This is a genomic window from Micromonospora sp. WMMB482, from assembly GCF_019038635.1.
Taxonomy (GTDB): domain Bacteria; phylum Actinomycetota; class Actinomycetes; order Mycobacteriales; family Micromonosporaceae; genus Micromonospora; species Micromonospora marina.
On record NZ_JAHOPD010000020.1, the window covers coordinates 2,688,992 to 2,712,839 of the forward strand.

A 23,848-nucleotide genomic window follows, 5' to 3' on the forward strand; every position below is an offset into this window, starting at 1 on the left:
GGTGGATCGAAGGGTCTGAAGGGATGGCCATGATCGAGGTGGGTAACGGGAAGGACCCGGCGCACGGGCCGATTCTGCCGACGGTGCCGGACGCGCGCAAGGTCACCGATCTCGCTGACGAAAGCCGACAGGACCGCGCAGTTGATCTCCAGCGGTCCTGCGTGGACGCGCCGATTGAAACGCCTGTTCGGGCGCTTCGGCGCGGTTCGCCGGCCGGACCATTGCGAAGTGACAAGGACAACGGGCAGCATGGCAGACCGGCGAGAGGGCCGGAGTTTCTGCTCCGCCGCGACCCCTCCCGCCTGTTCTCCTGAAATACGTCACGGAGGTGACCGTGCAGTCTGAGGTGGTCCGCTACCAGGTCGACGACGAAACGGTTGCCTTGATCGAAGTCGAGCCGACGCCCGGTTTCCAGCCCGCCGGCTTCGGCGACGTCGCCGGCTGGGTACGTGAATCCGCGGCGCCGGCGGTCGCCGCCGCCCGGGAATTGCTGGAACAGGTCAAGACCGTCTCTCCCGACGCGGTGGAGGTGCGCTTCGGGATCAAGGCCACCGGCACGGCGAGTTGGGTGGTGGCGAAGGCGACCGGAGAGGCGAACTTCGAGGTCACACTCGCCTGGCAGCCGGAGGGCCCCACCGACCGCGGTGCCGGCCCACGGCGCTGACGGACGGCCCGGCCCGTGACAACGGCCCCGGACGAGTGCTCGTGGGCGGTGGCTCTGCACCGTGAGGCGGACCCGCACACGGCGCTCGGCACCGGCATCGTCATCGCCACCAACCTGGTGCTCACCTGCCACCACGTGGCGTTCACCGCCGACGGCACCCTCCGCCCCGATCTCACTGTCGCCTTTCCGCGCGCACCCAAGGTCGCCTACTTCGACCGGCGCAAGGTCCGGCAGTGCCAGCACGACGGCATGCGGGAGGCGTACGTCGACCTGGTCGTCCTTGAGCTCGTCGAGCCGGTGCCGGCGACCGTCACGCCGGCCCGGCTGCGCTGCCTCGCCCCCCAACCGCTGCTCGATCGTCCCTTCTGGGCGTATGGCTTCCCGGCCGGAGTGGTCGGCGGCCTCCAGGCGACCGGTTCCGTCGTCGAAGCCAGCGGGTACGGCCACCTGACCATCGACAGCGGCGCCGCCGGGCCGCTCAGCAAGGGGTTCAGCGGGGGCGCCGTGTGGTCCCCGGAGTATCAGGCGGTGGTCGGCGTGGTCGTCACGGCCGACGGCAAGGGCAAGGGCCAGGCGGTCACCCTGAGCCACGCCGACGAACAGGTGCCGGCCATGACGTTGGGCGCGTTGTCGGCCTGGCGGGTCGAGGACGCCGACGACGCCGCGCTCTCGGCCTGGGGGTGGACGTTGAGCACCGACGGTGAGGCCGGCCGGCACTGGCTGCCCCGGGCGCGGGGCGTCGCCGTGGACACCGAGGGTGGTGCCCGGTTCCGGGGGCGTGCGGCCGCGCTCCGGCGGATCGTCGACTTCATCGACGGGGAGGCGCCAGTGACCGGGCCGCTGATCGTCACCGGCTCACCCGGGGTCGGCAAGTCCGCCGTCCTGGGACGCGTCGTGACGACGGCCGACCAGCAGATCCGGGACAGCCTGCCGGGCGGCGACAACGCCGTCCGGGCCACTGTCGGCTCGGTGTCCTGCGCCGTGCACGCCAAGGGCAAGACCGCGCTCGAGGTGGCGGTCGAGATCGCACGGGCCGCCGCCGTCGACCTGCCGGCTGCGCCGGCCGACCTGATGCCGGCGGTACGTGACCGGCTGGCGCGTCGTCCGGCTCGCTTCGCGCTCGTCATCGACGCGCTGGACGAGACGGCCGACCCCGGTCAGGCGCGGCAGGTCGTTGACGACCTCCTGCTGCCGCTGGCCCGGGAGTGCGGCCGGTACGGCGCCCGGGTGGTCGTCGGCACCCGGCGCGGCGACGACCGGGGCGACCTGATCTCCTGCTTCGGTGGCCCGGTCGAGCTGGTGGATCTGGACACGCCCGAATACTTCGCCGAGGCCGATCTGGTGAACTACGCCCTGGCGACCCTGCGGCTGCTCGGCGCGGAACGGCCGGGCAATCCGTACAACGATCCGGCGGCGGCTGCCCTTCTGGCCCGCCGCATCGCCGAGCTGGCGAAGGGAAACTTCCTGGTGGCCGGTCTCGTCGCCCGGGCACACGCGCTGCGCGACATCGAGCCGGTCGACCCGGCCTCGGTGTCGTTCAGCGCGACCGTGGCCCATGCGCTCGACTCCTACCTGGCCGGGTTGCCGGCCACCGGCTCGGCCTCCGCCCGGCTCGCCCTTACCGCCCTGGCGTACGCCGAGACACCGGGTCTGCCGCTGTCACTCTGGCGGATCGCGGTGACGGCGCTCGGCGGCACGGTCACCGAGGATGAACTCCTCGCGTTCGCCCGTACGTCGGCGGCGAACTTCCTGGTCGAGACCGGTGGCGGTAGCCAGCCCGCGTATCGCCTGTTCCACCAGGCCCTCAACGACGCGTTGCTGGCCGGCAGGGACGAGCGGAGAACCCGTGAGGACGATCAGCGGCGGCTGGTCGCCGCCTGGACTGACCTGGCGACCGAGACCGGATGGGCTTCTGTACCCGGCTATCTGCGGTCCTCGCTGTCCCACCATGCCGCTCGGGCCGGGCTCGTCGAACAGCTCCTTGCTGACGATGACTACATGTTGCATGCACAGTTGGATCGACTCCTCTCGGTTATAGACACGGAACGTCCGCTGTCTTCGTTGTCGCAGGCTAGGGTGAAGCTGATGCAGCGCACGCCGCTGGCGATGGTGGCGTCGCCGGCTGAACGTGCTGCCCTCTTCTCAGTTGTCGAGCGGCTTGACGGGCTGGGCAGCGGGATCGAGACGGTCGCCGCGCCCTACCGGGCACGTTGGGCCCACACCCCGCCCCGACAGGAGCGCAGCGTGCTTGACGGGCACTCGCAGGCTGTCTACGACGTGGCGGCTATCGAGCTGAACGATCGGCGTTTGCTCGCCTCCGCTGGCGACGACGGCACGGTCCGGCTCTGGGATCCGTTGACCAACCAGGCCGTGGCGGTCCTCACCTGTCACGACGACACGATCCGTGGGCTGTGCGCCGTCCGCACCGGGGTCGGCGAGACGCTGATCGCCACCGCCAGCCACGACGGGACCATCGGCCTTTGGGATCCGCGTACCGGTCAGCGCCGGCACGAACTGCGCGGGCACGACGACTGGGTCCGCACCATCTGTGTCATCCCGTTGCCGGACGGCGACCTATTGGCCTCGGCGGGCGACGATCGGGCGGTCCGGATCTGGGATCCGGTGACCGGGACACAGTGCCACGCGTTGACCGGGCACTCGGGCTGGGTGACCGCCGTAACCTACGTCCCGGTGGGCGGCCGGCACCTGCTCGCGTCCACCGGCTTCGACGGCGCGGTCCGGGTCTGGGAGCCAACAAGTGACACACGGCCGAGGCTGGTGCTCACCGGGCATGTCGGCTGGGTGACCGCCCTATGTGCCGTCCGTGCGCCGGGCGGTACGTTGCTTGCCTCCGCAGGCTACGACGGCACTGTCCGGCTCTGGAACCCGCAGACGGGCGAATGTGCTCATGTCCTAGAAACGGCGGGACCGATCACCGACCTCTGCGTGGTCAATGAAGACTCCCTGCTGGTTTCGACCGGTGACGACGGAGTGGTTCGGCTGTGGGAGGTGGGGACCTGGACAAGCCAGCCGAGCCTTAAGGGGCATACCACTTGGATCCACGCGGTGTGTGAGCTCAAGACGGCGAGGGACCGTCTGCTGGCAACAGCAGGGGACGACGGCACGGTCCGGCTATGGGATCCCGCTGGCGGCTGGCCGGAGACGATCACGGATCAGACCAGAGGCTGGCCCGTGCTCAGTCTCTGCCCGATCCCTGGGGAGCGATCTGGCTTGGTGGCCTGCGGCGGTGCCGATAGTCGGGTGCGGTTCTGGGATCCGGCTACGGGCAAGGAATTGTGGGACCTTCCCACGCCGATTGGCCCCGTCAACGCGATGTGTGCGGTTGCGGATGTTGAGGAACCTTTACTAGTCACTGTCCACGCTGGGCCCTCGGCCTTGGTGTGGAAGGTGCGGGAGCGCGAGCAAGCGCAAGGGCTCATTCACGGCGCCGAGCATTACGGCTCCGTAGCCACGGTCTGCCCGATCGTCATCGGCGGTGAGACGCTCGTCGCGTCGGCCGGCGACGACCAGGCCATCCGGCTCTGGCACCCGCAGACCGGCGTCGTCCGGGCGGTCCTGCTCGGGCACGTCACCCGTGCCTGGGTGACCGCCCTCGCGACGGTCCGGTGGCCCAGCGTGGAGGCGCTCGCGTCGGCCGACAAGAGCGGCACGGTGATGCTGTGGGGCGGTGGTGACACACCGGTTTGGACCCGGCAGGGACACCAGGATGCGGTCACCGCGCTCTGCGGCCTCGTCGTGGCGGGTCGCCGGATGCTGGCGTCGGCCAGCGCCGATCACACGATCCGTCTGTGGGACGCCGAGTGGGGCGAACCTGTGGGCGTGTTCACCGCCCACACGGCTGCCGTCACCGGGTTGAGCCTGGTGCGCGTCGGTGGCCGGGATCTGCTCGCCTCGACCAGCCGGGACCGGACGGTGCGGATCTGGGATCCGTCCACCGGACGGGCAGTGCACACCATTCCCGTCTATCACCCGGCGCTCACCTGCTGCACGGTCGGCGGAACGTTGCTCGTCGGCCTTGACCAGGGCCTGCTGGCGTTGGACGTCGGCGGTCAGAGCGACCTGCCACCCGAGGCCGCCGACCGTGCGGTCGCTCGGGTGGCGGTGCGCTGTTGATCGGCGTCGCCGCTGGTCAGGGGCGCAGCACGTAGCGCCCGCGTACCCCGCCCTCGGTCATCGCCCGGTGCGCGTCAGCGGCCCGCTCCAGCGGCAGCACCGCGTGCACCCGGGCCGGCAGCTCACCGGCCGCCGTCCGGGCGAGCAGGTCGGCGAGGCGTACCCCGTCGGTGCGGGTCTCGATCACGCGGACGATGACGCCGCGCTCGGCGGCGGGCTGCGCGTTGGGCCGCACGCCGACGAACACGCCGCCGTCGCGGACCAGTGCGAGCGCCCGCTCCTGCCATGCGGCGGCGTCGGCGACCGCGTCCCAGCCCGGCTCGGCGGCGGTGGTGAAGCCGGCGCCGAGGCCGCTGACGAACTCCTCGTCACCGGCCCGCGCCAGGCCGGTCACCCGCCACCCCCGCGCGGCGGCGAGCGGGAGGACGTAGCCGCCGACCGCGCCGGCCGCCCCGGTGACCAGCAACCGGCCACCGGCGGGCGGCTCGCCGAGCAGATCGACGACCTGCGCCGCGGCCAGGCCGTTGAGCGGCACTGTCGCCGCCGCCACCAGGTCCAGATCATCGGGTACGACGGCGAGGTCGGCCGCGGGCACGACGAGCTGCTCGGCGTACGTGCCGTAGTCGCGGTCGAACCCGACGACCAGCCCGGCGACCCGGGTGCCGGCGGTCAGGTCCACGCCCGGGCCGACGGCGTCGACGGTGCCGGCGAAGTCCCAGCCCAGGCCGGTGTGGTGCGGCTGGTGGATCAGCCCCAGCGAGTGGAAGAAGCCCTCCGCGACCCCGAGGTCGACGGGGTTGACCGCCGCCGCGGCGACCGTCACCCGGACCTCGCCGGGCCCCGGCTCGCGCTCCGGGACGTCGATGACCTCGATCGCGGCGGGTCCGCCCGGGGTGCGGACGACGGCGGTGCGGAAGGTGCGCGTACCCATTGTGGTGTCTCCTTTGTTCTTGAGGGGTGACCTGCTCCACGATGGAGGGGTAACTTTCTTTCGGGAAGTACGCACTTCGGAGTGCGTTGGGTACCCCGGGGGTAGGAGGCGCGGACGATGCCGACGCAGACGGCGGCGCAGAAGCGGGCGCAGGCGCGGGATGAGTACGACGCGTTCCTCGCCGAATGCCCGAGCCGGCAACTCCTGGACCGGATCTCCGACAAGTGGGTGGCGCTGATCCTGGCCGCACTCGGCCGCGACGGGCCCGACCGCAACGCGGAGCCGCAGGTCATGCGCTACTCCGAGTTGTCCCGGCGGCTGGCCGGGGTGAGTCAGAAGATGCTCACCCAGACGTTGCGTTCCCTGGAACGCGACGGCCTGGTCACCCGCACCGTGACGCCGAGCGTGCCGGTGACTGTCACCTACGAGCTGACCGAGCTCGGTCAGTCGCTGCACCGGCTGATGTACGGCATGAAGCTGTGGGCCGAGGCGCACATGGACGAGGTGCACGCCAACCGCGAGCGGTACGACGCCGCCGCCGATCGCTGACCGGCCGCGCCGGGATTCTCCGAAAGTTTCGGTCCTAGGCGCTGTTCTCGTCGCGCTTCGTTCTCATGCAGATCTGTGGACTCCCGGGCTGATCGGCCGGTCGAGTCCATGTTCGCGTTGGCATCGACATTGACCGATCGTGCCGTCGCGGATATCTTCCCAGAGAAGTTACCGGTACATCTTCGAAAAGTTTCAGGGCAGTGACGCGGGAGTGAGCGCACCGCCGGCTCCCACCCGCGTCCAGCCGGGCATCGCCAGCGCATCATCGTCCGATATGCAGAGGAGTGTCATGAAACATCTACCGAGGCGCAGTCACCGCGTGGTGCTGGCCGCCGTCACCAGCGCGCTGGCACTGGCCGGTGCCGCGCTCGTGGTGCCCAGCCTGGCTCAGGCGGCGGCGAGCACGCTCGGCGCCGCCGCGGCACAGTCGGGCCGCTACTTCGGCACCGCGATCGCGGCGAGCCGGCTGGGTGATTCGACGTACAGCACGATCGCGGCGCGTGAGTTCAACATGATCACGGCTGAGAACGAGATGAAGCCGGAAGCGTTGCAGCCCCAGCGGGGTCAGTTCAACTTCTCCTCGGGTGACCAGATCTACAACTGGGCGACCCAGCGGGGCCTGCAGGTCCGCGGCCACACGCTGGCCTGGCACGCGCAGCAGCCGGGCTGGATGCAGAGCCTGAACGGCAGCAGCCTGCGTCAGGCGATGATCGACCACATCAACGGGGTGATGGCCCATTACCGGGGCAAGCTCGTGGCGTGGGATGTGGTGAACGAGGCGTTCAACGAGGACGGCAGCCGTCGGCAGTCGAATCTGCAGGGCACGGGTAACGACTGGATCGAGGTGGCGTTCCGGACCGCGCGGGCGGCCGATCCGTCGACGAAGCTCTGCTACAACGACTACAACATCGAGAACTGGTCGTACGGCAAGACGCAGGGTGTGTACAACATGATCCGGGACTTCAAGTCCCGTGGTGTGCCGATCGACTGTGTGGGGTTGCAGACCCACTTCACCGGCGGCAGTTCGCTGCCGGGCAACTTCCAGACCACGCTGCAGAACTTCGCCGCCCTGGGTGTGGACGTGGCGCTGACCGAGGTCGACGTCACGAACTCCTCGACCAGCCAGTACGCGGGGCTGACGCAGGCGTGCGTGAACGTGCCGCGGTGTATCGGCATCACGGTGTGGGGTGTGCGCGACAGCGACTCCTGGCGCTCGAACGAGAACCCGCTGCTGTTCGACGGCGGCGGCAACAAGAAGGCCGCGTACAACTCCGTCCTCAACGTCCTCAACTCCGCGTCGCCCAACCCCACGCCGACCGCGACCGTGTCGCCGACCGCCGGGCCGACGGGCGGGCCGACCACGCCGCCGCCGACCACCGGCGCCAGCCGGATCGTCGGCAACCAGTCCGGCCGCTGCATCGACGTGCCGAACTCCTCGCAGAGCAACGGCACCCGGGTGCAGCTCTACGACTGCCACGGGCTGACCAACCAGCGGTGGACCTACACCTCCAGCCGGCAACTGACCGTGTACGGCTCGATGTGCCTGGACGCCGCCGGCTCCGGCAACGGCTCGGCCGTCCAGATCTACAGCTGCAACGGCCAGACGAACCAGCAGTGGAACGTCAACTCCAACGGCACCATCACCGGAGTCCAGTCCGGCCGCTGCCTCGACGTCTGGGGCACCGGCAACGGGCAGCAGGTGCAGATCTACGCCTGCAACGGCCAGGCCAACCAGCGGTTCCAGCTCGTCGCGACGAGCTGACGCACCTCCGGAAGGTGCATGACGGGCGGGCCCGGTGCAGACGCCGAAACCGGGCCCGCTCGTCGCGTCTGGCGAGCACTAGGCTGAATCGGAGTGTGTGAGGCGGCCGGGCGCGCGGGGGAGCGGAGACGGCGATGATGATCGTGGTCTTCGACGCCGACCGGGAGTGGTACATACAGGGGCGCGTCTACGCGGACATCGTCAGGTCGGTGCCCGCCGGGATGCTCCAGGACGACGACCTGGAGCTGCATGTGTGGCCCGCTCGGGCGATGGGCCTGCTGAGGCTGCCGGTCATGGAACCGGACCGAGCCGAGCGAATCGCGGCGGCGCTCGTCGAGGGCGTGACCGGCCGCCTGCGGATCATCGACCAGAGCGACACCGAGTTGGTCACGTTCTACGAAGGCCTGCGCGAGATCGCCTCCCGGCACGCCTGACTCGTGCCTGCCAGGGGAAGGGGCATCCATCCGGTCGCCGACGCGCAGGAAGTGCTCGTCATTCCGGTCGGCGAGCGACAACCGCCAGGGCCATGCCGAAGAACTTCAACGGCGAGCGTTCGATCGCGTCGGTCACCGGCCGGATACGACGTCCGAAGCGGGACCGGTCGAACGGCGGCATGATGTAGTCCACCGCTACCGGCTCCAGCCCGGCCCGCCGAAGCTGTGCGGACAGGCCACGGGCGGTGAAGCAACGGGCGTCGGCCAGCCGGCGATGCAGCGGCACTATCCACGGCAGGAACGGAGCCCGCGCCGGTCGGTAGCGCTTTCCCCGGATCAGGAAGCCATGCGTCTCGAACGGGAACCATCTGTTGGGCGTCGTCAGCGCGAAGCGGCCGCCCGGAACGAGCACGCGGTGGACCTGCCGCAGGGCGGCATCGAGGTCGTCGATGTGCTCCACCACCTCGATGGCGGTGACCAGATCGAAGCTCTGGTCCGGGTAGTCCAGCTCGGTGGCGGACAACTCCCGTACGTTGATCTTCTCAGCCGCCGGATCATCGGTCAGCCGGTGCCGGAACAGTTCCAACCGACATCGCTGGATGTCCACGGCCTCGATCTGCGCGAACGCGCCGACCAGCCGCATCGTGTAAGTGCCGTCCCCGCAGCCGATCTCCAATAATCGCCGGCCGGTCAGCGGTGTGTGCCGGCTCAACGTGCCCAGCCTCTTCGCCACGCCGCGCTCGCCGAACGCGCTCCCGTGGCCCAGTCCCAAGCGTCGATCCGCATCCGCCATGGTCGCTGGCTCTAGCCCTAACGAACGTTAACGTGGGGGCAGCCGTCGACGTCGTCGTCAGCCGCCGTTCGAGACGTAGACGGAGTAGCGGACCGCGGCGCCGTGCCAAAGTCCCGTCGGTCGGGTACGGGTAGAGCATGGTCCTCGATTACAGGCCGACTGACGGCGGCAACTCGTGACGGCCGCCGGTACCTGGCCCCTCGTGCCCAGCGTGATCGCGTTGCTCGCCGCGCTGGTGGCGATTCTGTTCGCCGGCGGGGCGCTGGCCCGGACGGCAGACGAGCTGGCGGACCGGACCGGCATGGGCGAGGCGGTGGCCGGCGCTCTGCTGCTCGGCGCGGTGACCTCGCTGCCCGGCATCGCCACCACGATCATCGGCTCGGTGCGACAGGACGCCGAGTTCGCCCTCGCCAACCCGATCGGTGGCATCGCGGTGCAGACGGTGTGGCTGGCCATCGCCGACCTGCTCTACCGCCGGTCCAACATCGAACACGCGGCCGCGTCACTGGAGAACGTGCTGCAGTCGCTCGTCCTGGTGGCGTTGCTCTGTCTGCCTGTGGTGGCGTACGCGACGCCCGAACTCACCGTGTTGTGGGTGCACCCGGCGTCCCTGCTGATACCCGTGATCTACCTGTACGGTCTGGTGCTGCTTCGCCGCCTCCGCCGAGAACCGATGTGGATCGCCCGCAGGACCGCCGAGACTCGTTCGGACGTGCCGGCCCCGACGCCGTCGGATGTGAGCCTCCGCCGGCTGTGGTTCCGGCTGGCCGCACTGGCTGCCGTGGTGGCCGCCACCGGCTACCTGATCGGCCAGGGCGGACTCGGCGTGGTCGCCGCCTCAGGGCTGCCCAGCGGCTTCGTGGGCTTCACCCTCACCACGGCGATCACCTCACTACCGGAGTTGATCACCCTCATCGCGGCGATTCGCATCGGGGCGCTGACCCTCGGCATCGGCAACATCCTCGGCGGCAACGCCTTCGACTCCTTGATGATCCTGCTGGCCGACGGCACCTACCGGTCCGGATCGATCTACTCCGAGGCGAATCTGTCAGGGCTGCTGTTCACCGGCATGACGACCCTGATGACCGCCACACTGGCGGCCGGGTTGATCATCAGGGAACGTCGGGGAGTCGGCTTCGAGGGAATCGCCATTCCGGCCATCTACGTGGCTACCGTGGCTCTGCTGCTGATCCGGCCCGGCTGAGGGCCGGCGCCGGGGTAGGGCTGCCGGGGCGGAGCTCTCCACCGGCTCCGGCAGTCGCGGACCACGTACGTCTCCCGGTGTCTGCCCAGAGATCCTGGATGACGGACATTCCAGAGCATCCGTTTGTAGCGTCGAGGTCATGACATTCCACAGCCGGGTCAGCACGCCGTTCACCGCCCGCACCACCGCTGCGGAAACCCTCGACGGCGTCGACCTCACCGGTCGCCGAATGATCGTCACCGGCGGCGCCTCCGGCATCGGCGCTGAGACGGTCCGTGCCCTGGCCGGCGCCGGAGCGGACGTCACCGTCGCCACCCGCAACCCGGCGAGCGCCGACGAACTGGTGGCGGAGTTCGCTGGTTCCGGCCCCGGTTCCGTGCGGGCTGCCGCCCTCGACCTGGCCGACCTGGCCTCGGTCGACGCCTTTGTCGCATCCTGGACCGGGCCGCTACACGTGCTGGTCGCCAATGCCGGGATCATGGCGATCCCGACCAGACAGCTCACCCCGCAGGGCTGGGAGCTTCAGCTCGGCACCAACTTTTTCGGCCACTTTGCGCTCATCCGCGGCTTGCACGACAATTTGCGCGCCGCCGGCTCGGCCCGGGTGGTGCTCGTCAGCTCTGGAGCGCATCTGCGGGAGGCTTTCGACTTCGACGACCCGCAGTTCGAACGGCAGCCCTACGACCCGTGGTCGGCTTACGGCCGGTCGAAGACCGCAGAGGTTCTCCTCGCCGTCGGCATCACCCGGCACTGGGCCGCAGACGGGATCACCGCAAACGCCCTCAACCCCGGCTTCATCACGACCAACCTCCAGCGCCACATGGACGACGAGACGCTGCGCGCGTTCGGGGCGATGGACGAGGCGGGCAATCGCATCGAGCAGCCCTACTTCAAGACGCGTGAACAGGGCGCGGCGACCACCGTGCTGCTGGCTGCGTCGCCGCTGCTCGAGGGTGTCACCGGCCGGTACTTCGACGACAACCAGGAGGTCGAGGTAGTGGCCGGCGGCCCGGAGGCCACCGGAGGGGTCGCCGCGCACGCGGTTGACCCGGCCGCCGCCGATCGCCTCTGGGCGTACGCGGAGCGGGCTCTGGCGTCCCGGGGGCGCGGATGACTCCGGCCTGACCAGGTCCGTAGGACCACCGCCTGCGCGCCCAGCACCGCACCGCCCATCCTCGCGGCTGTTCGACGGCCGCTCGGTCGACCGGTGCCGGGCCCGCAACGACGAACCTCGTCGTCGCTGTCGGGACGCACGAGCATCGAAGCTCGCCTGCCGAGTCTGGATGCGCAGTCATGGACTGGAGGTGCCGTCATGCGACCCCCCGCGGCGATCGCCGATGATCCGCTCCATTCAGGTTGGCCGGCCCAGGGGCGTCAGGTCGATGATCCTCGGGCGGCCACCGTCAGGACGCCGCGAGCAGTCGGAACTCGCAGCGGACGCCGCTGGCCTTGGCGAGCCGACCATCACCGGTCACGAGTGGGCAGGCCAACAGCTCCGCCGCCGCGACGTAGGCTGCGTCATACGCGGTGACATTGCCTCGCAACTGCCACATTCGGTCGAGCAGCATCGCGACGCCAACCTCGTCGATGACCAACGAGGGCAGGGTGTCGATCGCCTCCTGAGCCCGAGCAAGGCCCAGCTTCCCACCGAGAACCTTGCCCCTGATCACCGATACGACCTCGACCAGAAGATGGCTCGGCGCGGCCCAGTGCGGATCGCCGGTCAGCTCTGCCCGCGCCGCGTCGCCGACCGGCCCATCGTCGACCAAGGCATCGGCCAGAACCGACGCATCCACGACGATCATGCCGCGCTTCCCCATGGTCCGCGTTGCTCCCGCTGGTCGTTCAACTCGGCCGCGCTCTCCCCCGGCAGGGAGCGGGCACCGTCCGATCGGCCGGCGAAGCGATCAAGGGCCGCGGTGTTGCGCAGCCGCCGAGCCTGCGTCTCCACCAGATCCAGCAGGTACGCCTGGAGTGACTGCCCGCGCGCCTTGGCCTGCGCCGCCAGGGCGTCTCGTACTTCTTCCGGCACGTCCCGAATCTGGAGAGCAACCATGCATTCATTATGCATGCAGCACTACCCGCTCGCCAAGAAAGACTCGAGCTTCGATCAACCGGTTCGCATGACGACTGCGGCATAGCCAAGAACCGCAGCTCAGGTGCGCTGCTGAGTGGGCCGGAGGTACCACCATGCGAACCAACCGGCGACCATCACCGGTGACCCGCTGCCTCTGCGAAGCCTCAGTTCGCGCGTCCCGAGGTTCGGTGGCCAGACGACCGACGTTCCCGATTCCAGTCCAGCCCGCTACCGGTCAACGTAGTGGTAGCGGCAGGCGATGATCTCGACGTCGTCCTTGGTGATCCGATACACCAGCCGGTGTTCGCGATCGATCCGGCGGGACCAGTAGCCGGACAGCTCCCCCCGAAGAGGCTCCGGCTTGCCGATGCCCTCGTATCCGTTGCGCATCACGTCCGCGATGAGGTCATTGATGCGCTTGACCAACTTACGGTCCGTGTGGCTGAGGTACTGGCTCCACGCCGTCGCGGTGAAGACCAGCCTCATGCGACATCCCGCACGGCGGCCGGGTCGATCAGATCCCTCTCGGCCGCGTCACCCTTCTCAAGCTCCGCCATCGATCGTCGCAGAGCGGCGGCGTTACTCGGGCTGCGCAGGAGGTACTCGGTCTCCTTCATCGACTCGTACTCCGCAAGCGGCACGATCACCACGGGATCGTGGCCTGACCGGGTCACCACCACTTCCTCCGCGTCGTTGATCACGCTGTCGAGTTCGGCGGCCAGGTTCTGCCGCAGCTGTGTGAAGTTCACGGTTCGCATGGCCACCTCCAGGGCAAGTACAGAAAACTGTACCTCACGTGAGCGGTCCGGCCGGGTTTCGCACGGAAGATCAACAGGTGGGCCGCCAGGGACTCGAACCCTGAACCTATGGATTAAAAGTCCACAGCTCTGCCATTGAGCTAGCGGCCCGCACGGCACAGGTTACCCGAACCCGATCAGCCCGGCGTGCGTCGCGCATCGACCCTCCGGCACGCCACGACACCGACACGACGCCACTTCGGGGCCCTCCGCTGCGTCCACGGACCGCTACGCTTCGGCAATGTCGAGCTGGCGCCGGCACGGCCTCAAAGCGGAAGCCGCAGCGGTGCCCGCCGTCGCCCTGGTCGCCCTCCTCGGCCTCGTAGTGCAGTCGGCGGGCATCGACACCACCACCGACCTCGTGGCGCTGCTTGTCGTCCTGGCCTCCTCCGGCGCGCTCTACCTGCGCCGTCGACACCCGGTGGCGGTGGGCGCGGTAGCGCTGGCCGCGGTCGCCGCGTACGGGGCTCTGCTGCACCGGCCCGGGCCGATCATGCTGGTGTTCGTCGTGGCGCTGTACACCGTCGTCGACGAGGGACACCTCGCGGTCGCGGTGGGGCTCGGCCTGGCCTCGGTCGTCTCGTTCGCCGTCGCGGACAGCTACACCCGGCCCGGTGTCAGTGGAAACGGGGCGACCCTGCTGCACGCCGGGTGGCTGGTCGCGGTCATCGTCGGCGTGACCCGTAACCGGAGGGCCTATCTCGCCGAGGTGCAGGCGCGGGTGCTCGCAGCGGAGCAGCGTAAGGAGGAGGAGGCCCGCCGCCAGGCCACCGAGGAGCGGCTGCGGATCGCCCGCGAGCTGCACGACCTGCTCGGACACCACCTGTCGCTGATCAGCGTGCAGGCGAGCGCCGCGCTGCACCGGCCCGATCCGGAGCGGTCTGCGGAGGCACTCGCCGTGATCAAGCAGACGAGCCGGGAGACGCTGCGCGAACTGCGGACGGCGCTGGGTGTGCTCCGGCAGGAGGGTACGTCGCCGAGCCGGCCCGCGCCCGGTCTCGACCGCCTCGACGAGCTGGTCACGGCGGCCGAGCGATGCGGGCTGGCGGTGCGTACCGAGGTGACGGAGACCGGGTCGCTCCCGCCGGAGGTGGATCTGTCCGCGTACCGGATCGTCCAGGAGGCGCTCACCAACGTGAGCCGTCACGCGGGCGCGAGCACGGCGGTGGTCCGGGTCGTGCCGGACGGCGACGAATTGCTGGTGGAGGTGGCGGACGACGGCGCCGGTCCGTCCGGGCCGCCCGGGAACGGGATCCTCGGCATGGGCGAACGGGCCCGGGCGCTGGGCGGCTCGCTCACCACCGGGCCGGGGCCGGACGGCGGGTTCCTGCTGCGGGCCCGCCTTCCGCTGCGGTCCGTCCCGCTGCCGGTCCCGGCGCCACGCAGGTTACCGGGGGAGACGACATGATCCGGTTGCTGCTCGCCGACGACCAGACCCTGGTACGCGCGGGCTTCCGCTCCATCCTCGACGGCGAGGAGGGCATCGAGGTGGTCGGCGAGGCCGCCGACGGTGCCACTGCGGTGCGGCTGGTGCGAGAACTGCGGCCGGACGTCGTCCTCATGGACATCCGGATGCCGCTGCTGGAGGGCATCGCGGCGACCCGGGAGATCGTCGCCGGCACCGACGCCCGCGTGATCATCCTGACCACGTTCGACCTGGACGACTACGTCTACGGCGCGTTGCGGGCCGGGGCGAGCGGCTTCCTGGTCAAGGACACCGAGCCGGCGGAGCTGATCCACGGCGTACGGGTGGTGGCCCGGGGCGACGCGTTGATCGCCCCGGCCGTCACCCGCCGGCTGATCGCCGAGTTCGCCGCCCGGACGCGGCACCCGGACCCGGGCCCCCGGCTGAACGCGCTCACCGAACGGGAACGGGAGGTGCTCGCCCTGGTCGCGGCCGGCCTGTCCAACGACGAGATCGCGGCCCGGCTGGTGCTGAGCCCCGCCACCGCGAAGACGCACGTCAGCCGGATCATGACCAAGACGCGGGTACGGGACCGCGCCCAGCTGGTGGTGCTCGCGTACGAGTCGGGGCTCACCGTGCCCGGCTGGCTCACCGCCTCCTGACCGAGCGGCCGACGCGAGCGACCGGGCCGAGGTGAGACGCCGGAACGGAACGGGCGGCCGGTCAGGCGGTGCGCCGGGAACGGGCCAGCGCCAGCCCGCCCAGCACCGCCCCGACCAGCCCGAACGCCACCCCGGCGATCGCGCCCGCGCGCCCCTGGCCGGTGCCGAAACCCTCGGTGGTCAGGGCCAGGTGCCACACGCTGAGGACCAGACTGACCAGTCCGGCCGCTGCCGCCACCAGGGCATGGACCCGCCCCGCGCCGGCCCCGCGCCGGGAGCGGGTCAGCGCCAGCCCGCCGACGACCACGCCGGCCAGGCCCACCACGGCGATGACTGTGGCACCGGCCCGGCCGGAGCCGCCGATGCCCCCGGCGGCGAGTGAGGTGTGCGCGGCCGGGGCGACTGTGCCGGCGAGCAGGTGACGAATGGACATCTCGGGACTCCCTCGGGTCACGGTAAGTGGTGACGGCGGCAGCGTATGGACGTGCATCGCAGCCGGTCGTCGCCCCGGAGTCGTCGACCGGGCTACCACCACTGGGGTACGCGCTGCGCCCGCGTACCCCAGGGGTTGTCGCCGCCGGGCGTGAACGGCGGCGGCCGGGGAACCTGGGCGACCATGCGAGTCACGACCACCGCCGCCGTGGCGGCGTCCCGCGAGGTGCCGGGCGACGACGGTGTACGCCGTCCCGGCGGTGAGGTGCACGCCTGGCTGCCGGGCCGGAACCAGACGCTGTGCGGGCTGCCGCTGAGCCGGACCCGGCTGCGTCGATTCCCGCACGTGCCGTTCGACTACTCCGGCACCGACGTGTTCACCGACGCCGACCCGGAGGGCTGGGTCTGCCCGCGCTGCCTGGCCGCCACCGCCGGTCGCCGTGACCGGGAGAAGGGCTGGGTGCGCACGAACCCCCGTCCGTGAGCGGTTGCTGCCCGGTTCAGCGGGTACCGCACCTGTCATGCGCATCGTGATCGTGGGGGCGACCGGCAACGTGGGGACGGCAGTGCTGCGCCGGCTGCGGCGGGAGGCGGGCACGGAACTGGTCGGCGTGGCCCGCCGGTTGCCCGGACCGGACGCCGGTGAACCGTACGACGACGTGGAGTGGCACTTCTGCGACATCGGCGCGCCGGCGGCCGCCGACCAGCTCGTGCGGATCTTCGCCGGGGCGCGGGCGGTGGTGCACCTGGCCTGGCAGATCCAGCCCAGCCACGACCGGCGCACGCTCTACCGGACCAACGTCGGCGGCAGCCGCGCGGTGATCGAGGCCGCCGTCCGGGTCGGCGTTCCGGCCCTGGTGTACGCCTCGTCGGTCGGCACCTACGCGCCCGGCCCGAAGAACCACCCGGTCAGCGAGAACTGGCCGGCGACCGGTGTGGAGACGTCGTCGTACAGCCGGGACAAGGCGGAGGTGGAGGCACTGCTCGACGGCGTGCAGCGGGAGCACCCGAGCCTGCGCGTGGTACGGCTGCGGCCGGGACTGATCTTCCAGCGGGAGGCCGGTACGGAGATCAGCCGCTACTTCCTCGGCCCGCTGGTGCCGGTGCGCCTGCTGCGGTACGGCCGGATTCCGCTGGTGCCGTCGAACAAGCGGCTCCGGATGCAGGCGGTGCACGCCGACGACGTGGCGGACGCGTACGCCCGGGCGGTTGTGGGGGACGCGAGCGGCGCCTTCAACGTGGCGGCCGACCCGGTGCTGACGCCGGAGCTGGTGGCCCGGCACTTCCACGGCTGGACGGTGCCGGTGGCGACGCCGGTGCTGCGCGCCGCGGCGGCGCTGACCTGGCGGGCGCGGCTGCAACCGGTCGACACCGGCTGGGTCGACCTGGCGCTGAACGTGCCGTTGATGTCCAGCCATCGTGCCGAGACCGAACTCGGCTGGAGCCCGAGCGTCGACACGGTGACCGCCCTGAAGGAGCTGTTCGCCGGCATGGCCACTCGGGCCGGCACCGACTCCCCGCCGCTGTCCCCGGACCCGACGCTCCCCGGGCGGCCCGCCGCCCTGGCTAAAGGCCACCTCCCCGGCCACCCCAACCCCTACTGACCCCGACCGGCCCCGCTCCGGCCCACCGCTCCGGCTCACCCCGCGTCGGCCTAGGCCCGCCTCTGGCGCGCTCCCGCCCCGTCCGCCCCCTGCCCTGCCTCGTCCTGTTGATCAAGGAGTTTGTGTCCCTCCCAGAGATCGACCAGGACGCAAACTCCTTGATCACCTCGCCGAGGGCGTGTGCGGGCGGGGGAGGGCTCTGGCGGCCGGGAACTGGCTGCTGACCATGAAGTTGGCTGGGCGACACGCCGATACCGGGACCGCCAACTTCATGATCGGCGAGGCGAGGCGAGAGGGGTGCCCGCAGGTCGGTCGGTCAGCAGATCGATCATGAGGTTGACGGCGCGACACGCCTACGGGCAGGCCGCCAACCTCATGATCGACGGGACGGGACGGGACAGGGTGAGGCGGGGCGGGGCAGGGGAAAGGGGTCAGGAGATCTGGGCGCCCAGGAAGAAGATGCCGGGGTGGCCCTTCGTCTCGAAGCCTCGGCTGGGGTTGCGCCGCAGGGTGCTGCTGTCGATCTTCAGGGTGCCGGTGCGGTTGTTGCTGACGAAGAAGATCGCGCCGCCGCCCTCGTTCGCGCTGTTGTCCTCGATCACCGTGCCGGCGATGCGTACCGCGAACTCGTTGCCGTCGCAGTAGATCGCGCCGCCGCTGCCGCCGCCCGGCGTACCGCCCCGGGCCGGGTTCGCGCCCGTGCCAACCGCGCGGTTGTCCCGGAAGACGCTGTTCAGCACCGTCCAGGAGACGCCGATGCTGCTCAGCGCCCCGCCGTTGGCGCACACCCCGCCGGTGAAGGTGCTGCTCACCACGTACACCGGTTTGTTCTCGAATTGGCTGAGCACGCGCAGCGCGGCGCCCCCGAGGTCCGGGCCGGTACGGTCGCAGCGGTTGTCGACGAACCGTGAGTTGATCACGGCGAACCGCCCGCCGCGGACGAAGACCGCGCCGCCTCCACCGCCCTCGGTGCGATCCCCAGTGGCATCCCCGTCGGCGAACGTCAGGTTCTGCACGGTGAGGCGTGGGTGGTCCTGGTTCTGGCAGTGCGAGGTGGTCCAGCCCTGCGCCTTGTCGCAGGTGTTCATGTAGAGGATGCGGCGCTTGCCGCCGCCGCTCAGCGTGACCTTGCCGCCACCGTCCAGCACGACGCGCGGGCCGTGCGAGTTCACCACCTTGGCGGTGGCCTTCATGGTGATGGTCACCGGCGCGGGCCCGCAGTCGAACGTGATCAGACCACCGGCCGCGACGGCCTTCACCACCGCCTCCGAGGTGCAGCTCGCCGGGGTACCGCTGCCGACGGTACGGGTCGGGCGCGACGTGTCCACCGCCCGCGCCTCGGCCGGCACGGCGGCCCGGCCGTCCGGGTTGCCGGCGCGGAACGCGACGGTGGCCGCACTGGGGCTCGGCCGGGCGCTGCCGAGACCGGCCCGCCCGCTCGGGGAGGCCGACGGGGCGGCGCCCGGCGCGGACGGGGTCGCGGCGGCCGGGGCGGGGACCGGGGCCGGATCATCGCCGCCGCAGGCGGGGAGCGTCGCCGTCGCCAGGGCGAGGACGAGGAGAGTGACAGCCGACTTCACGCGCACCGTCCGATGCTAGGAGGACCGGCCGCCCCGGCACGAGTCCGCAGACGATCCTTAACCCACCGCTAAGCCGAAGCCGCCAACAGCGGAGGCAGCGGTGCCCACCGCAACCGGTCAGGCGTGCGAGAGCGCGAACGCGACCAGGAAACCGAGCACGGTGATCAGCCCGACCAGCAGGTGCGCGTCGGCGAACGCCTCCGGGACCATGGTGTCGGTGATCATCGCGAGGATCGCGCCCGCGGCGAGCGCGGTGATCGTCGCCAGAACCTCCGGCGGCGCGCCGCCGAGCAGCGTGTACCCGGCCAGCGACGCCGCGCCGGAGATCAACGCGATTGCCGTCCACAGCCCGAACACGTAACGCCGGGTGCGTCCGGCCTGCCGCATGCCGGCCGCGCTGGAGAGCCCTTCCGGCACGTTGCTGAGGAACACCGCGATGACGGTGACCAGGCTGACCGGGCCGCCCGCGAGCAGGCTCGCGCCGATCACCACCGATTCGGGTACGCCGTCGAGCAGCGCGCCGACCGCTATCGCATTACCCGAACCGGGCTGTTCCCGCTCGGAGGGCTGCTCGCCGCCCGAGCGCTTGCGGTGCCGCGCGCCCCGCCGGGCCAGCAGCACGTTCGCCGCGGTGTACAGCAGCGCGCCCGCCGCCGCGCCGATCGCCACCGGCGACAGGCCGCCCTGCTCGTGCGCCTCCTCGACCAGCTCGAACGAGACGGCGGACAGCAGCACGCCCGCCCCGAACGCCATCACCGAGGCGGTCACCCGGCGCGGCACGCGCGCGAAGAACCCGACGGCCGCCCCGACCAGCAGGGCCGACCCGGCGAGCAGGCCCCAGAATCCCGCTTCCAGCCACTCCGGCACGCGGTGGACCCTACCCCCGGACGGGCGCCGCCAACCGGGTCAGAAGTCGGCGAACAGGTGCGGTAGCTCACGGGGGAAGAGGCGGCGCAGCTCGACCGCCGCGTCCACCGGAACCTCACCCAGCCCGCGTACGACCACCTCGGCCGGGTCGAGCACCCCGTACGCCAGGGCGGACAGCCCGGCGGCGGTGAGCCGCGCGGCCGGCACGCTGCCCTCGGCGGCGGTCTGCGCCGGCAGCACCGCCAGCTTGCCGGTGGTGCCGTCGATCAGGTGCCGGCCGGCGAGCCACCGGTCACCGACCACCTCGACCAGCACCCGGCCGACCCCGACCGGTTGTTCGGCGAGCGCGTCCAGGCTGAGCAGCCGGGCCATCGGCGCGGTCGGGTCAGGCCGGGTCACCCGTGCCTCGACCTGCACGTCGAGGTCGGTGAGCCACAGCTCGGGCAGCTCGTCGGGGGTCACCTGGACGCTGATCCGGGCCACCTGGTCGACGTGCCGGGCGAAGAACTGGAGCACCGACGCGCGGGCGTACGGGTCGTCGACCAGCAGGTCGTCGGCGAACAGCGTGCCGGCGTGGTCGTCGATGCGGTAGGTCACCGCGCCGACCGTCTTGCCGCCGCGCACCACGCTGACCAGCCAGCGGTCGTCCCGGTCGCGCAGCCCGACCGCCCGGAAGTCCGGGAAGACCGCGAAGCCGTGCCGCTCGCGCAGGCACCGCTCCGTGTACGCGCGCCACCTCGGGTAGCCCGCGCCGATCCGCTCCCAGACCAGCTCGTCGGGCAGTCCGGCCCGCAGCAGCGGCGCCAGGTCCACCGGGTTGAGGATCGCGGTACGCCGCCGGGGCAGCCCGATGTAGCCGAAGCGCTCGTAGAACGAGGCGCGGAACGGGTGCAGCGCCGTGAGCTGGTGGCCCTCGTCGCGCATGCCGTCGAGGAGTTGCTGCATCAGCGTGCGGACGTGGCCGCGCCGGCGGGCCAGCGGATGGGTGGCCACGCCCGCGACACCGGCCATCGGCAGCACCGCGCCGCGCAGATTCTGCCGCATCGGGATCGCCGACGCGGCCGCCGCGGTGACCCCGTCCTCCTCGGCCACCAGCGTCGTGTTCCCGGCGTTGTACGGCAGGTATGCGCGGAACTGGTCGGTCCGGGAGGCGTCCATCGGCGAGGCCTCGAACGCGTACGCCTGGAGCGGGAAGCTGGTGTTCAGTCGTTCATCGGTGGCCAGCCGGCGGATGCGCATCCGTTCATCCCAACCGCACCGGGCGCGGTCCGCAACCGGAAAGGGGGCCCGCTCACGCCTCGGTGACGTCCGAGATGACCACAGTCACGTTGTCCGGCGCGCCGGCCTGGTGGGCCAGCTTCACCAGTTGCTCGCCGCACTGCTGGCGGTCCCCGTAGGTGGCGAGCGCCGCCGCGATGGCGGCGTCCTCCACGTAGTCGGAGAGGCCGTCGCTGCACAGCAGCAGCCGGTCGCCGGCGAACACGGAGAGCGCCCCGACGGCGGGTGGCGCGTCGGAGCCCTGCACCGCGCGGGTGACGAGCGAGCGCTGCGGGTGGTGCCGGGCCTGGTCGCGGGAGAGTGCGCCCTGGTCGACCAGCGCCTGCACGAACGTGTCGTCGCGGGTGAGCTGGGTCAGCTCGTGGTCGCGCAGCAGGTAGCAGCGGGAGTCGCCGACCTGGGCCAGCACCAGGGTGTCCCCGGCGAGCAGGGCGGCGGTGAGGGTCGTACCCATGCCGTCGCGGGCCGGGTCCACCGTGATGGCCGCGCGGATGCGCTGGTTCGCGGTGCTCACGACGGCGCGCAGCGCGTCGGCCGCCTCGTCGGCGCCGGTGGGCGGCGTCAGCTCGTCCAGGATCCGGATGACGATCTCGCTGGCCACCTCGCCGGCGGGGAGCCCGCCCATGCCGTCGGCCACCGCCACGAGGCGGTCACCGGCGAGGGCGGAGTCCTCGTTGTTGGTCCGGACGAGGCCGACGTCGTTGAGGATGGCCGAGCGGAGGATGAGCGTCATGAGGACAAGCTTGCCAAGAAGAACGGCTCCGCGTCTGCACGCGGTGGCGGGTCTGCTGAAAGAAATGTCATCAGCTTGCATCCTGGGTATGCGTCAACTGTCCGGTGTGGACGGACGAGGATGGCGCAGCAGGAGACTCGCGTGGACCTCCTCCTCGCCCACCGCCGCGTACGTGTGCGGCACGTCGGAGGTCCACCGCAGGTAGCCACCGGGACCGGCGGTCAGCGGGGCGTCGGCCGGCCCGGCGCGCAGCACGCCGGAGAAGACCGTCACGTGTTCGGTCACGCCGCTGGAGTGGGCGGGGGAGAGCTGCGCCGGGCCCGGGTCGACCCGCATCCGGTACAGCTCGTAGGTCGCCTCCCGGTCGTCGAACACCTCCAGCAGCGTGGCTCCGACCGCCGTCCCGCGTACGGTCGGCGCCTCGCCGGGCGCGGAGAGCACGGCGGTCAGCGGTACGCCGAGCTGCGCGGTGATCGCGTACAGGGTCTCCAGCCGGGGATTGCGCACGCCGTTCTCCAGGCCGGAGAGCGTCGCCTTGCCGACGCCCGCGAGGCGGGCCAGCTCGGACAGGGAGATGCCCCGCTCGGTGCGGAGCGAACGGATGCGCCGGCCGACCTCCCGGGCGCCCCGGTCATCGGCTGGTGCGGCGGCTGTCATGGGGGTTATCGTGCTACACCGTGCCGTTCCGTAAACGGAACGGTCGGAGGAGGAGAGCATGGGCGGTCGGCTCCAACCCGTCCTGGCCGGCGTGGTGACCGCCCTGGTCGGCTTCGCCAGCTCGTTCACAGTCGTCCTGGCCGGGCTGCGCGCGGTCGGCGCCGAACCGGACCAGGCCGCCTCCGGCCTGCTCGCGCTCTGCGTCGCCAGCGGCGCCTGCGCGCTCTGGCTCGGCCTGCGTCACCGGCTGCCGCTGTCGATCGCCTGGTCCACGCCGGGCGCGGCGCTGCTCGTGGCCACCGGACCCGTCGCCGGCGGCTGGCCCGCAGCGGTCGGTGCCTTCCTGCTCGCCGGCCTGCTGATCATCGCGGCCGGGCTGATCCCCGCGCTCGGCCGCGCGGTCGCCGCGATCCCCGCCCCGATCGCCTCCGCCATGCTCGCCGGGGTGCTGCTGCCGCTGTGTACGGCACCGGTACGCGCCCTGGTCGAGGTGCCCCGGCTTGCCGGGCCGGTGGTGCTGGTGTGGCTGCTGCTGCACCGGTTCGCCCGCCGCTGGGCGGTGCCGGGCGCGCTCGCCGTGGCGGTGGTCGCGATCGCGCTCACCACCTCCGGGCCGGCCCGGCTGGACGCCGCACCGGTCGTCGCGCTCACCGCGCCGACCTGGACGCTACCCGCCGTCGTCGGGCTCGCGCTGCCGCTGTTCCTGGTCACCATGGCCGCCCAGAACGTGCCCGGCACCGCGGTGCTCGCCGGGTACGGCTACCGGGCCCCGCTGGGCTCGGCGCTGCGGGTGACCGGGCTCGCCACCGCCCTCGGCGCCCCGGCGGGCGGGCACGCGGTGAACCTGGCCGCGATCACCGCCGCGCTGGCCGCCGGCCCGGACGCCCACCCGGACCCGGAGCGGCGCTGGATCGCCTCCGTCACCGCCGGGATCGGCCTGGCCCTGCTCGGCCTGGGCGCCGGCGCGGCGACCGCCCTGGTGCTGCTCTCCCCGCCGGTGCTCGTCGAGGCCGTCGCCGGGCTCGCCCTGCTCGGCGCGCTCGCCGGAGCCGTCACGGCAGCGGTCGCCCAGCCGGACGCGCGGGAGGCGGCGGTGGTCACGTTCGTGGTCACCGCGTCCGGGGTGAGCCTGCTGGGGGTGGGTGGCGCGTTCTGGGGGCTGGTCGCGGGCTGGCTGATGCTCCTGCTGTTCCGCCGCCGGACGGCAGCCCGCCCGGTGGCCGAACCGCCGGAGGAGGAAGCCGCGGAGGAGACCGCCGCGCCGCTTCCCAGCCGGGCCGGGTGA

General features: G+C 71.5%; 25 protein-coding genes and 1 tRNA gene. 13 read left to right on the forward strand and 13 right to left on the reverse strand.

Features of this window, described 5'->3' with window-relative positions; translation table 11 throughout:
• The first annotated feature begins 23 nt into the window (after positions 1 to 23).
• From KSK32_RS13665 to KSK32_RS13675, 3 genes are read left to right on the forward strand one after another with little or no spacing between them, the layout of a single operon-like run.
• Positions 24 to 314 (forward strand): hypothetical protein, encoded by a 291-nt coding sequence (locus KSK32_RS13665; RefSeq protein WP_216931564.1) that lies wholly within the window; start codon positions 24 to 26, stop codon positions 312 to 314.
• 20 nt (positions 315 to 334) lie between these two features.
• Entirely contained in the window at positions 335 to 664 is a 330-nt protein-coding gene (locus tag KSK32_RS13670; protein ID WP_051090466.1) for a CU044_2847 family protein, read from the forward strand.
• A gap of 48 nt (positions 665 to 712) precedes the next feature.
• A complete protein-coding gene (locus tag KSK32_RS13675; protein ID WP_353939636.1) occupies positions 713 to 4,798 on the forward strand; it encodes a trypsin-like peptidase domain-containing protein in 4,086 nt (1,361 codons plus the stop codon).
• A gap of 16 nt (positions 4,799 to 4,814) precedes the next feature.
• Here the strand turns inward: KSK32_RS13675 and KSK32_RS13680 are convergent, their stop codons facing one another.
• Positions 4,815 to 5,729 (reverse strand): NADP-dependent oxidoreductase, encoded by a 915-nt coding sequence (locus KSK32_RS13680; protein WP_216931566.1) that lies wholly within the window; start codon positions 5,727 to 5,729, stop codon positions 4,815 to 4,817.
• A gap of 117 nt (positions 5,730 to 5,846) precedes the next feature.
• On the opposite strand from KSK32_RS13680, the gene KSK32_RS13685 reads away from it, so the two are divergent.
• The 3 genes from KSK32_RS13685 (at position 5,847) to KSK32_RS13695 (ending at position 8,474) form a co-directional block, all read left to right on the forward strand.
• Positions 5,847 to 6,278, forward strand: a complete 432-nt coding sequence (locus KSK32_RS13685; RefSeq protein ID WP_216931567.1) for a helix-turn-helix domain-containing protein — start codon at positions 5,847 to 5,849, stop codon at positions 6,276 to 6,278.
• A gap of 289 nt (positions 6,279 to 6,567) precedes the next feature.
• A complete protein-coding gene (locus KSK32_RS13690) occupies positions 6,568 to 8,040 on the forward strand; it encodes an endo-1,4-beta-xylanase (protein WP_216931568.1) in 1,473 nt (490 codons plus the stop codon).
• 134 nt (positions 8,041 to 8,174) lie between these two features.
• Entirely contained in the window at positions 8,175 to 8,474 is a 300-nt protein-coding gene (locus KSK32_RS13695; protein WP_216931569.1) for a hypothetical protein, read from the forward strand.
• 58 nt (positions 8,475 to 8,532) lie between these two features.
• Here KSK32_RS13695 and KSK32_RS13700 read toward each other — a convergent pair whose 3' ends face one another.
• Positions 8,533 to 9,267 carry a bifunctional 2-polyprenyl-6-hydroxyphenol methylase/3-demethylubiquinol 3-O-methyltransferase UbiG gene (locus KSK32_RS13700; protein ID WP_216931570.1) on the reverse strand — a complete coding sequence of 245 codons (735 nt, stop codon included), beginning with the start codon at positions 9,265 to 9,267 and terminating at the stop codon, positions 8,533 to 8,535.
• Between the two features lie 202 nt (positions 9,268 to 9,469).
• On the opposite strand from KSK32_RS13700, the gene KSK32_RS13705 reads away from it, so the two are divergent.
• Both KSK32_RS13705 and KSK32_RS13710 read left to right on the forward strand, forming a co-directional pair.
• Entirely contained in the window at positions 9,470 to 10,471 is a 1,002-nt protein-coding gene (locus tag KSK32_RS13705; protein WP_289256575.1) for a sodium:calcium antiporter, read from the forward strand.
• 139 nt (positions 10,472 to 10,610) lie between these two features.
• Entirely contained in the window at positions 10,611 to 11,585 is a 975-nt protein-coding gene (locus KSK32_RS13710) for an SDR family NAD(P)-dependent oxidoreductase (protein ID WP_216931572.1), read from the forward strand.
• 289 nt (positions 11,586 to 11,874) lie between these two features.
• On the opposite strand, the gene KSK32_RS13715 is transcribed toward KSK32_RS13710, so the two are convergent.
• From KSK32_RS13715 to KSK32_RS13735, 5 genes are all read right to left on the reverse strand, one after another.
• Complete coding sequence (locus KSK32_RS13715) at positions 11,875 to 12,291, reverse strand: type II toxin-antitoxin system VapC family toxin (RefSeq protein ID WP_216931573.1); 417 nt, start codon at positions 12,289 to 12,291, stop codon at positions 11,875 to 11,877.
• A complete protein-coding gene (locus KSK32_RS13720) occupies positions 12,273 to 12,527 on the reverse strand; it encodes a hypothetical protein (RefSeq protein WP_092381133.1) in 255 nt (84 codons plus the stop codon). Before KSK32_RS13720 ends, KSK32_RS13715 begins: the two co-directional genes overlap by 19 nt.
• Positions 12,528 to 12,776: 249 nt before the next feature.
• On the reverse strand, positions 12,777 to 13,034 hold the full coding sequence (locus tag KSK32_RS13725; RefSeq protein ID WP_216931574.1) for a Txe/YoeB family addiction module toxin: 258 nt from the start codon (positions 13,032 to 13,034) through the stop codon (positions 12,777 to 12,779).
• Positions 13,031 to 13,306 (reverse strand): type II toxin-antitoxin system Phd/YefM family antitoxin, encoded by a 276-nt coding sequence (locus KSK32_RS13730; protein WP_216931575.1) that lies wholly within the window; start codon positions 13,304 to 13,306, stop codon positions 13,031 to 13,033. The genes KSK32_RS13725 and KSK32_RS13730 overlap by 4 nt, the downstream gene beginning before the upstream one ends.
• A 78-nt stretch (positions 13,307 to 13,384) precedes the next feature.
• Positions 13,385 to 13,456: transfer RNA gene (locus tag KSK32_RS13735), tRNA-Lys, on the reverse strand.
• 130 nt (positions 13,457 to 13,586) lie between these two features.
• Here KSK32_RS13735 and KSK32_RS13740 point away from each other — a divergent pair.
• Together KSK32_RS13740 and KSK32_RS13745 are read left to right on the forward strand one after the other, a co-directional pair.
• A complete protein-coding gene (locus KSK32_RS13740; protein WP_216931576.1) occupies positions 13,587 to 14,753 on the forward strand; it encodes a sensor histidine kinase in 1,167 nt (388 codons plus the stop codon).
• A complete protein-coding gene (locus KSK32_RS13745) occupies positions 14,750 to 15,412 on the forward strand; it encodes a response regulator transcription factor (RefSeq protein WP_216931577.1) in 663 nt (220 codons plus the stop codon). The genes KSK32_RS13740 and KSK32_RS13745 overlap by 4 nt, the downstream gene beginning before the upstream one ends.
• A 61-nt stretch (positions 15,413 to 15,473) precedes the next feature.
• On the opposite strand, the gene KSK32_RS13750 is transcribed toward KSK32_RS13745, so the two are convergent.
• Complete coding sequence (locus tag KSK32_RS13750; protein WP_216931578.1) at positions 15,474 to 15,845, reverse strand: DUF6223 family protein; 372 nt, start codon at positions 15,843 to 15,845, stop codon at positions 15,474 to 15,476.
• A gap of 183 nt (positions 15,846 to 16,028) precedes the next feature.
• Between KSK32_RS13750 and KSK32_RS13755 the strand changes: the two genes are divergently transcribed.
• Entirely contained in the window at positions 16,029 to 16,328 is a 300-nt protein-coding gene (locus tag KSK32_RS13755) for a hypothetical protein (protein WP_216931579.1), read from the forward strand.
• A gap of 37 nt (positions 16,329 to 16,365) precedes the next feature.
• Complete coding sequence (locus KSK32_RS13760) at positions 16,366 to 17,448, forward strand: NAD-dependent epimerase/dehydratase family protein (RefSeq protein ID WP_216931580.1); 1,083 nt, start codon at positions 16,366 to 16,368, stop codon at positions 17,446 to 17,448.
• 431 nt (positions 17,449 to 17,879) lie between these two features.
• Here the strand turns inward: KSK32_RS13760 and KSK32_RS13765 are convergent, their stop codons facing one another.
• From KSK32_RS13765 to KSK32_RS13785, 5 genes are all read right to left on the reverse strand, one after another.
• A complete protein-coding gene (locus KSK32_RS13765) occupies positions 17,880 to 19,028 on the reverse strand; it encodes a hypothetical protein (protein ID WP_216936067.1) in 1,149 nt (382 codons plus the stop codon).
• 117 nt (positions 19,029 to 19,145) lie between these two features.
• Positions 19,146 to 19,895 (reverse strand): ZIP family metal transporter, encoded by a 750-nt coding sequence (locus KSK32_RS13770; RefSeq protein ID WP_216931581.1) that lies wholly within the window; start codon positions 19,893 to 19,895, stop codon positions 19,146 to 19,148.
• Positions 19,896 to 19,934: 39 nt separating this feature from the next.
• Positions 19,935 to 21,134 carry an enhanced intracellular survival protein Eis gene (gene eis / locus KSK32_RS13775; RefSeq protein WP_216931582.1) on the reverse strand — a complete coding sequence of 400 codons (1,200 nt, stop codon included), beginning with the start codon at positions 21,132 to 21,134 and terminating at the stop codon, positions 19,935 to 19,937.
• A gap of 52 nt (positions 21,135 to 21,186) precedes the next feature.
• On the reverse strand, positions 21,187 to 21,906 hold the full coding sequence (locus KSK32_RS13780; RefSeq protein ID WP_216931583.1) for a PP2C family serine/threonine-protein phosphatase: 720 nt from the start codon (positions 21,904 to 21,906) through the stop codon (positions 21,187 to 21,189).
• Positions 21,907 to 21,999: 93 nt separating this feature from the next.
• Complete coding sequence (locus KSK32_RS13785) at positions 22,000 to 22,563, reverse strand: helix-turn-helix domain-containing protein (protein WP_216931584.1); 564 nt, start codon at positions 22,561 to 22,563, stop codon at positions 22,000 to 22,002.
• 58 nt (positions 22,564 to 22,621) lie between these two features.
• On the opposite strand from KSK32_RS13785, the gene KSK32_RS13790 reads away from it, so the two are divergent.
• Complete coding sequence (locus KSK32_RS13790; RefSeq protein WP_216931585.1) at positions 22,622 to 23,848, forward strand: benzoate/H(+) symporter BenE family transporter; 1,227 nt, start codon at positions 22,622 to 22,624, stop codon at positions 23,846 to 23,848.